The organism is Bradyrhizobium cedriense, from assembly GCF_054602315.1.
On record NZ_JBTSWB010000007.1, the window covers coordinates 533,916 to 542,957 of the forward strand.

The window sequence follows — 9,042 nt, forward strand, 5'->3', positions numbered from 1 at the left end:
GGTGAGAAACCGTGTGGTGTTCGTAGAAATCAAGACCGGTGGGTTGGAAACTTCGTTGCAAACTCGCACGGAAGTCGCCGACCAAATATGACCGCAAGCTCCACGCAGAGAATGCCGTGCCGCCCCCTGAACAGGTTTTTTCCGAGCGATTTCCAGGCGCCCCTTGCCGCGCGTCCTTGTCGTTGGCCGTTGCCTGCCGAAACCCAATAGATAACGGCGGGTAGCCCACATGCCTGCATGACGCGTTTCCCAGCTCGTTGATCAATCAAGGCGCGCTCGCACCGGCGTGCAGAATGATCTCTCGATGTCGCGGCGTCTTGCCATTTCGCGCCAATCATTCCGAGATCGAGTTAATCGTTTCAGAGCCCTGAGAGGCGCTTACCTGCCGACTTTCGGGCAAAAGGACCGTATTTCGCGCCCCTCGTCCGGTTTGACTGTTGTCGGCGATAGACGATGGGTTGGATCTTCATCAAACGCACGAAGCTGCGGCTGAAGCTGCTGGCACCTGCGAAACCCAAACGCGCAGCGATGTCGGCAATGTTTTCGTCCGATTCCGCGAGCAGATGGCACGCGGTGTTGATCCGAACCTCCGCGACGAGCTCGGCGTAGGTCGTGCCCATGTCGGCAAGACGGCGCTGAAGCGAGCGGGCACTGATGCCGAGCCGGTGCGCCGTTTGGGGGAGCACCGCACGGTCCTGGCGCAGCGACGCTGCGATGGCCGCTCGGACGGCGTATCGGGACGGCGTAGAGACTCGCTTCATGATGCGGCGCGAAACCTCGGCTCTTCCGACATCTTCGCCAATGTTTACGCAGAATGCGCCGTGACGTATGGCCATCGCGCGCCAAAATGCGACTTCGCCGGCCCTTGCGAAGGGTAGCACCGGCATGATGCTGGGGCGCATCGCGGCAAGGTTGATCTTCAACTCAGTCTAAAGTAGCATCATGAGCAAGGCGCACGGCTGCATCACCTTGGGAGGCCGGGACAGCGGAAAGCCGTGACGTCCCGGACGTACGACCATGAAGGCCATAGTCGTGGCGCGCTGCGCCCTGCTTGCACCTTTCGTTGAGGTTTTGAACGATGTCGGGGCCCCGGCTGAACGGATGCTGAGCAAGTTCGGCCTGCCTGCACATCCCGAAAAGAAGCCCAATGACTATTTCCCTCTCATTCCCGCGCTTCGTTTCGCAACGATTGCACAGTCATCGCAGGGGATTGCGGATCTTGGATTTCAAGCCGTCCAACGAATGCACTTTGGTCATATGAGTGACCAACTTCAAGCTGCTGTTCGCCACGCGCCGACCTTGTTTGCCGTATTGGAGCAATGGTGTCAGCTGATCCAGATCGAGGACAACTTCGTCCGCTATTGGATCGAGCGTCATGATGACCTCTTGAGGGTTTGCAACAGCATCTCCGGAACTGCTGGAACGCTGCATCTTGAGCATACGCAATGGCTGCAGAACGTGATGATGGTGTACGTCATCCGCCAGTTTGCAGGGCCGAACTGGGCGCCGGCGACCATCGCCTTCGAAGCTCGATACACGCCTGGCCCCGAGACCCAATCCCGGTGGCCCCACACCCGTTTCCTATCGGGTCAGAAGGTCTCATGGATTGATTTGCCCATTTCACTGCTGAGCTTACCCAATCCGGTGAAGCCCGCAGCATCAGTCCCATCGGAGCGCGAGTTTCGGCGCATCGGCACCGATGCCATAACATCGCTCAAGATGATGCTTCCGTCGTACCTGGATGAGGGCCCTCTCGGCATCGCCGAGGTGGCTGAGATCGCCGGGACCAGCGTGAGAAGCCTTCAACGCGGCCTCGCAGGCGCAGGATTGACATTCTCCCGTTTGCTCGATCAGGTCCGGTTCGACAAAGGCGCCGACTTGCTGCGCAAGACGGACGCCAGGATTATCGATGTTGCCTTTGCCACGGGTTACACCGACCCGGCTCACTTTGCCCGTGCCTTCCGCCGCATGGCGGGCATAACGCCGCGCGAGTTTCGAGAGAATTCGCCGAGAGCCTAGCGACGGGAAAGTCGTGCCCCACAGGAGCGTCCATCGCCGCGAAGCTCCAAAGACTTCTTCGCTGGAGCGCACCGGACCCCGTGACCGGGGTTGACGCGTCCGCGCGCCCTAAGCCGGCACGATCACCTTGCCGATCGGCCAGAGCGCGATGCCCGCTAGCTTGAGATGCGCCCAGGCGAAGGGGATGCCGATGATGGTGACCGCGAGCACCACCGCCGTCAGGACATGGCCGAGCGCCAGCCACCAGCCGGCGAGCACGAACCAGATGATGTTGCCGATCACCCCGAGGGGACCGGTGCCGATATCCTCGACGCCGGTGACGTCATAGCGATTGACCGCTCGCGAGCCGAACGGCAGCAGGGTGTAGACGGCGATGTTGAACGCCGCACGCGCCCAGGGCAGTCCGATGATGGTGATGGCCATGATGATGGCAGCCACCAGCCAGCCGAACGCCATCCAGGCGCCGCCGATGAGAATCCAGAGGATGTTGAGGAGAATGGAGACGGGGGCCATGGGAACATTCCGCAGTCGAGAGTGACCTCACCTATATAGGATCGAAATCTTTCCCTGCTAAGATGGCAACATGCCCTTGTGACGCACAGCGCGATGCGGCGGTTTGGCCCGGAATACGCTGCCGCCTTCGCTCATCGAGCTACGGCGGTAGAATCGTTCATCCGGGCTCCGGCTACCGCCCCTCGAACTTCGGTGCGCGCTTCTCCATGAAGGCCTTCATGCCCTCGGCCATGTCCTGCGTGCTGAACAGCGGAAGGAGCTGGAGATAGACGTGGTGGACGTGGTCGGAGAAGTTTTCGTTGAGGCCCATGCGCATCATGCGCTTGGAGGCCTGCACCGCCAGCGGGGCGTTGGCGGCGATTTCGCGGGCGATGGCCGTGGCGCGGCTCATCAGCTCGGCGTCCGGCACGACCTCGTTGGCGAGGCCCCATTCCAGGCATTCGCGCGCGCTCAGCGTACGGCCGGTGAAGATCAGTTCGGAGGCCTTGGCCCAGCCGAGCATGCGCGGCAGCAGCCAGGTGCCGCCGGATTCCGGCACCACGCCGCGCTTGACGAAGGCCGCGGCGAGCTTCGCGGATTCCGCCATGATGCGGATGTCGCAGCCGAGCGCGGTGTCCATGCCATAGCCGGCCGCGCCGCCGTTGACGGCGCAGATGGTCGGCTTGTCCATCGCATGCAGGACCGTCGGCGGGGTGTTGCGGAGGTTGATCGTGGTCGGCGAGGACGCGGCGCTGAGGCCATTGCCGTCGCGCTCCTTGCGCAAGTCGAGCCCGGCGCAGAACGCCCTGCCCGTGCCGGTGAGGATCACGACGCGAACGTTCTTGTCCTCGTTGGCCTCGGTCAGCAGCCGCGCCAGATCGTTCAGCATCGGACCGGAGATGGTGTTCATCCGCTCCGGCGCGTTCAGCGTGATGGTCGCGATGTGGTCGGCGACTGCGTAGAGGACTTCGTTTGTCATGCCCCCATCTGTCGTGTCGTTCATGAAAGCCCCTCGGTCCTGTGGCCCGGATGAGCGAAGCGACATCTGGGGCAGTGGTTGCTTGTCGTCCCGGGTATCGCTGCGCTCACCCGGGCTACGCACTGTCAGATCTTCCGGCCCGCCTGCTCCCAATAGGGATCGCGCAGACGGCGCTTGAATATCTTGCCGGAATCTTCGCGCGGCAGCCCAGTGCGGATCTCGATGTGCTTCGGTATCTTGTAGTCGGCGAGCGAGGACTTCAGTCGCACGCGAACGTCGGAGGCATCGAGCGTGACGCCGGCCTGCGGCTCGACCACTGCCATCAACGCTTCGCCGAATTCGGCGTCGGGGATACCGAACACGGCGCAATCATGCACGCCGGGCACGGCGTGCAGCACCGACTCGATCTCGGCCGGATAGATGTTGACGCCGCCCGAGATCACCATGTCGCGCTTGCGGTCGCAGATGAAGACGTAGCCGTCCTGGTCGATGTAGCCGACATCCCCGGAGGTGATGAAGCCGTCGCGATCGATCTCCGCACGCTTCTCCGGCTTGTTGTGGTAGGTGAAATCGGCCATCTCGGCCATGCGGGAATAGATCTCGCCGATCTCGCCGGGCGGCAGCACGCGGCCATCCTCGCCGATGAAGCGCAGCTCGGCGCCAGGCGAGATCCTGCCGACGGTGCCGGGCTTCTTCAGCGCATCCTCCGACGTCGCGAAGGTGACGGCGCTGGATTCGGTCGAGCCATAGAATTCGTAGATGACAGGCCCCCACCATTCGATCATGGCGCGCTTGACGTCCGCCGGACACGGCGCCGCGGCATGGATGACGTGGCGGAGCGAGGAGACGTCGTACTTCCTGCGCACCGCCTCCTGCAGCTTCATCAGGCGAATGAACATGGTCGGCACCATGAAGATGGTGTCGATCCTGTAGCGTTCGATCTTCGCCAGGAATTCCTCGGCCTCGAAGCGCGGCATCAGTATCAGCACGCCGCCGAGCTTGCCGGCGCGGATGCCGAACGAGTTCGGCGCGGAGTGATAAAGCGGGCCCGGCAGCAGCGCGCGGGCACCGGGCTTGAGCCCATAGATCATCGCGCGCATGCGCTCGCCGGCCGCCGCCTGCTCCGGCGTCGGCGCGTTGCGGCGCACGCCTTTGGGATGGCCCGTCGTGCCCGAGGTGTAGATCATGTTCATGGGCTGCGGCACGACCGGGCCGTCATAGGGCTGGTGTTGCGCCAGCCAGGATTCGAAGTCGACTGCGAAGTCAGGTGGCGCCAGATGATCGGAATCGATCCTGTAGTTGGACAGTATCTCCGGCGGTGTCGGCACGCTGAGCACGGTGACGCCGCTCGGGATTGCCTCGCGCAAGGCATGCAGCATGTCGGCATGTCCGATCAGCACGGTAGTACCGGTGTCGCCGAGGATGTAGTTGATCTCCTCCGGCTTGAAGTGCCAGTTGATCGGCACGCCATAGGCGCCGAGGCGCATCGCGGCGTAGGCGGCTTCGAGGAAGGCGATGTCGTTGCGCATCAGCATGCAGACGCAGTCGCCCGGCTTGACGCCGAGCTTGGCGAGACCGGAGGCGATGCGGTCGCTACGGTCGGCGACATCTGCGTGAGAGCGGCGGCGCTCGCCGGAGACGATACCGAGGAACTCTGACGTTTCGCTCATTTTGCTTTCCGATCTTTCGTCGGGCTGGGACGTGGCTACCACTCAGGCCGTCTTCCGGGGCGATGCGAAGCATCGAACCCGGAATCCATTTTACGGCAGAGCATGCGGCTCGATGGATTCCGGGCCTGCGCCTACGGCTCATCCCGGAATGACAGAAAGCTAATCCGCAAATTTCGGCGCGCGCTTCTCCAGATTGGCGCGGACCGCCTCGGTCTGGTTGGCGCTGCCGATCAGCTTCTGCTGCTCGACGGACTCGGCGAGCAGCGCCGGGCCCGGATCGACCGAAAGATTGTTCAGCATCCGCTTGGCTGCGCGGATCGCATCGGGGCTCTTGCCGGCGATCTCGCGCGCGACTTCGAGTGCTGCAGCGCGCGGGTCCTCGCAGATGCGCGTGGCAAGACCGTAGGTCATCGCCTCCTGGGCGGAGAAGATGCGGCCGGTGTAGGTGAGATCGCGCAAAATGTCGTCGCGCACGAGCGAAGCCAGGATCGGCGTGCCCGCCATGTCGGGCACGAGGCCCCACTTGATCTCCATGATGGACATCCGCGCGTCCGCCGAGAGAAAGCGCATGTCGGCGCCGAGCGAAAGCTGGAAGCCGCCGCCGAAGGCGACGCCATGCACCGCCGCGATCACGGGTACCGGAAGCTGGCGCCACCCCCAGACTGCGGCTTGCGGAAAGTTCGCCTGTCCGTGCGTCCGCTTGGTGAGATCGCGATTTTCGCCACCCGGAATTCCGTTGCCGCCCTTCTCCTTCATGGCGGCGAAACGCCCCATGTCGAGCCCGGCGCAGAAGGCGCGGCCTTCGCCCGACAGCACGACGGCACGTACGCCTTTTTCCCTGGAAAGCCGCTCGGCTGCGGCGACAAGAGCCTCGAACATGGCCTGATCGAGCGCATTCATCTTGTCCGCGCGCACGAGCCGCACGTCGGCGACGCCTTCCGAGATCGAGATCGAGACGCGCTCTTCCATGGACGAATTCTCCCCTGTTCTTGTTCAGTGCCGCTTTACAGGACGCTGGCGGCCGGATTTAGTCAATCGACCAATTAACTGACAATCCCTACGGGGGAAACAGCCATGTTCAAGGAAAATCTTCTCGCCGGCCGGCGCATTCTCGTGACCGGCGGCGGCACGGGTCTCGGCAAGTCGATGGCGGCGCGCTTCCTCCAGCTCGGCGCCGACGTGCACATTTGCGGCCGACGCAAGATCGTCTGCGACGAGACCGCGACCGAGCTGATGGATCGCCACGGCGGCCGTGTCACCAGCCACGGCGTCGACATCCGCAACGCGCTCGCGGTCGAGGAGATGGTGGAGACCATCTTCCGCGACGCTCCGCTGACCGACCTCATCAACAACGCCGCCGGCAACTTCATCTCGCGCACCGAGGAGCTGTCTCCGCGCGGCTTCGATGCGGTCGCCAACATCGTCATGCACGGCACGTTCTACGTGACGCACGCGGTCGGCAAACGCTGGATCGCGGCCAAGCAGCCCGGCAACGTGGTGTCGATCACCACGACATGGGTGCGCAACGGCTCGCCTTACGTGGTGCCGTCGGCGATGAGCAAGTCGGCGATCCACGCCATGACGATGTCGCTCGCCACCGAATGGGGCCGCTACGGCATCCGCCTCAACACCATCGCCCCGGGCGAGATCCCGACCGAGGGCATGAGCAAGCGCATCAAGCCCGGCGACGAGGCCGGCGCGCGCACCAAGGCGATGAACCCGATGGGCCGCGTCGGCACCATGGAGGAGTTGCAGAACATCGCGGTGTTCCTGATCTCCGGCGGCTGCGACTGGATCAATGGCGAGACTATCGCCATGGACGGTGCCCAGGCGCTCGCCATGGGCGGAAATTTCTACCAGCTCCGCGACTGGAGCGACGACGACTGGAAGACCGCCCGCGAGAGCATCATGGCGCAAAACGAGAAGGACCGGGCGAAGCGGGGATAGTTGCCGCCCCGTGCCCCGGACGCAGCGCAGCGCGCCGCACTTGCGGCGTAGTGCGCCGCATCCGGTCCACGAAGCCACGACATCACCCTCCCCGTCTTGTCTTCACCCGCGGATGACGCCACACTCCCAGGCATAAAAACAAGTCGTCACGGGAGAAACATGTCCATACAGCCATTGGCGAATCTCGCCGACATGGTGCGCGAGCGCGCGAAGAGCCGCGGCAACGCCATCGCCTATGAGTTCGAGGGCCGCCTCACCAGCTTTGCCGAATTCGATATCAAGACCAACAAGGTCGCCAATGCCCTGATCGCGACGGGCGTGAAGAAGGGCGATCGCATCGCCTATCTCGGCAAGAACAGCGACCTTTATTTCGAGCTCCTGATGGGCGCGATGAAGGCCGGCGTCGTGATGGCGCCGGTGAACTGGCGGCTTGCGGGGCCCGAAGTCGCATTCATCGTCGATGACTGCAAGGCGCCGGCGCTGTTCGTCGGACCGGAGTTCATCACGCTCGTCCACCAGATCAAGGACCGGCTGCCGGGCGTGCGCACCATCATCACCACAGAGGGCGGCGCGCCGGAATGGCAGGATTTTGCCACGTGGCGGGATGCGCAGAGTGGCGACGACCCGAAGGTGCCGATCGACACCAGGGACATCGCGATCCAGCTCTACACCTCGGGCACGACGGGCAAGCCGAAGGGCGCGATGCTGAGCCACGCGAACTTCCTCAACCTGGTGCAAACAGGCAATGCCGAGGACAAGCCGGAGTGGAACCGATGGTCGACCGACGACGTATCGCTGGTCGCGATGCCCATCTTCCACATCGGCGGCTCGGGCTGGGGCGTGATGGGACTCTATCATGGCGCCCGCGGCGTCATCGCGCGCGAATTCGATCCGACCAAGGTTCTGGATTTCTTCGAACAGTCCGGCATCACGAAGCTGTTCATGGTGCCGGCGGCGATGCAGTTCGTGGTACGGCAGCCGCGCGCAAAGACGGTGGATTTCTCGCGGCTGAAATACATGCTCTACGGCGCCTCGCCCATTCCGGCGGCGCTGCTGAAGGAATGCATCGACATCTTCAAATGCGGCTTCGTGCAAATGTACGGCATGACCGAGACGACGGGAACGATCGTGGCGCTGCCGCCCGAGGATCACGTCGAAGGACTCGAGCGGATGCGCTCGGCCGGCAAGGCGCTGCCGGGCGTCGAGATCGCGATCCTGGACGTGGACGGCAAGCCGCTGCCGCCGCGCCAGGTCGGCGAGATCGCGACGCGCTCGGGCTCCAACATGGCGGGCTACTGGAACCTGCCGGAGGCGACCGCCGCGACGCTGCGCAGTGACGGCTGGCTGCGCACCGGCGATGCCGGCTACATGGACGAGGACGGCTATCTCTACATTCACGACCGCATCAAGGACATGATCATCTCCGGCGGCGAGAACATCTACCCGGCCGAGGTCGAGAGCGCGCTGTGCGATCATCCCGATGTCGCCGAGGCCGCCGTGATCGGCGTGCCCGACGACAAATGGGGCGAGGCGGTGAAGGCGGTGGTGGTGATGAAGCCGGGCAAGCAGGCGACCGCCACCGACATCATCAACTTCACGCGCGAGCGCATCGCCGGTTACAAGACGCCGAAGAGCGTGGAATTCCTGCCGGCGCTGCCGAGAAATCCCTCCGGCAAGATCCTGCGGCGGCAATTGCGGGAGCCGTATTGGACGGGGAAGGATCGACGAGTGAATTAGGCTCGCTTCGAGAAGCGATCGTGCAATCGGGAGCTCCGTCTATGGCGACATCTCTGGATTGCTTCGCTTCGCTCGCAATGATGTTGTGGACGGCCCCACCTGAACGGCATCAAGTGCCAAAACGTGGTCGCCGGAGCGCCACAAAGAGGGAGGCCGTCCATGGCGAAGTTTATCAGAGCGGCGATTGATCTGGGCAAG

At 63.6% G+C, this 9,042-nt stretch carries 8 protein-coding genes; 3 read left to right on the forward strand and 5 right to left on the reverse strand.

Translation table 11 applies throughout. The features are described 5' to 3' along the window. Positions 1 to 359: 359 nt before the first annotated feature. The gene (locus ACYCVF_RS27845) at positions 360 to 923 is read right to left on the reverse strand and encodes a helix-turn-helix transcriptional regulator (RefSeq protein ID WP_459601769.1); all 564 of its coding nucleotides are present in this window, start codon (positions 921 to 923) and stop codon (positions 360 to 362) included. A 94-nt stretch (positions 924 to 1,017) separates the two neighbouring features. Between ACYCVF_RS27845 and ACYCVF_RS27850 the strand changes: the two genes are divergently transcribed. Beyond that, entirely contained in the window at positions 1,018 to 2,019 is a 1,002-nt protein-coding gene (locus ACYCVF_RS27850; protein ID WP_459601771.1) for a helix-turn-helix transcriptional regulator, read from the forward strand. Positions 2,020 to 2,127: 108 nt separating this feature from the next. Here the strand turns inward: ACYCVF_RS27850 and ACYCVF_RS27855 are convergent, their stop codons facing one another. From ACYCVF_RS27855 to ACYCVF_RS27870, 4 genes are all read right to left on the reverse strand, one after another. Then, a complete protein-coding gene (locus ACYCVF_RS27855; RefSeq protein ID WP_459601773.1) occupies positions 2,128 to 2,532 on the reverse strand; it encodes a YccF domain-containing protein in 405 nt (134 codons plus the stop codon). A 172-nt stretch (positions 2,533 to 2,704) separates the two neighbouring features. Continuing rightward, entirely contained in the window at positions 2,705 to 3,490 is a 786-nt protein-coding gene (locus ACYCVF_RS27860; RefSeq protein ID WP_459601775.1) for an enoyl-CoA hydratase/isomerase family protein, read from the reverse strand. 125 nt (positions 3,491 to 3,615) lie between these two features. Then, positions 3,616 to 5,160 carry an acyl-CoA synthetase gene (locus ACYCVF_RS27865; RefSeq protein WP_459601777.1) on the reverse strand — a complete coding sequence of 515 codons (1,545 nt, stop codon included), beginning with the start codon at positions 5,158 to 5,160 and terminating at the stop codon, positions 3,616 to 3,618. A 159-nt stretch (positions 5,161 to 5,319) separates the two neighbouring features. Beyond that, positions 5,320 to 6,129, reverse strand: coding sequence for a crotonase/enoyl-CoA hydratase family protein (locus ACYCVF_RS27870; protein WP_459601779.1), 810 nt, complete (start codon positions 6,127 to 6,129; stop codon positions 5,320 to 5,322). Between the two features lie 105 nt (positions 6,130 to 6,234). On the opposite strand from ACYCVF_RS27870, the gene ACYCVF_RS27875 reads away from it, so the two are divergent. Together ACYCVF_RS27875 and ACYCVF_RS27880 are read left to right on the forward strand one after the other, a co-directional pair. Continuing rightward, complete coding sequence (locus ACYCVF_RS27875) at positions 6,235 to 7,107, forward strand: SDR family oxidoreductase (RefSeq protein WP_459601781.1); 873 nt, start codon at positions 6,235 to 6,237, stop codon at positions 7,105 to 7,107. Positions 7,108 to 7,266: 159 nt separating this feature from the next. Then, positions 7,267 to 8,844, forward strand: coding sequence for a fatty acid--CoA ligase (locus ACYCVF_RS27880; RefSeq protein ID WP_459601783.1), 1,578 nt, complete (start codon positions 7,267 to 7,269; stop codon positions 8,842 to 8,844). Positions 8,845 to 9,042 lie beyond the last annotated feature (198 nt).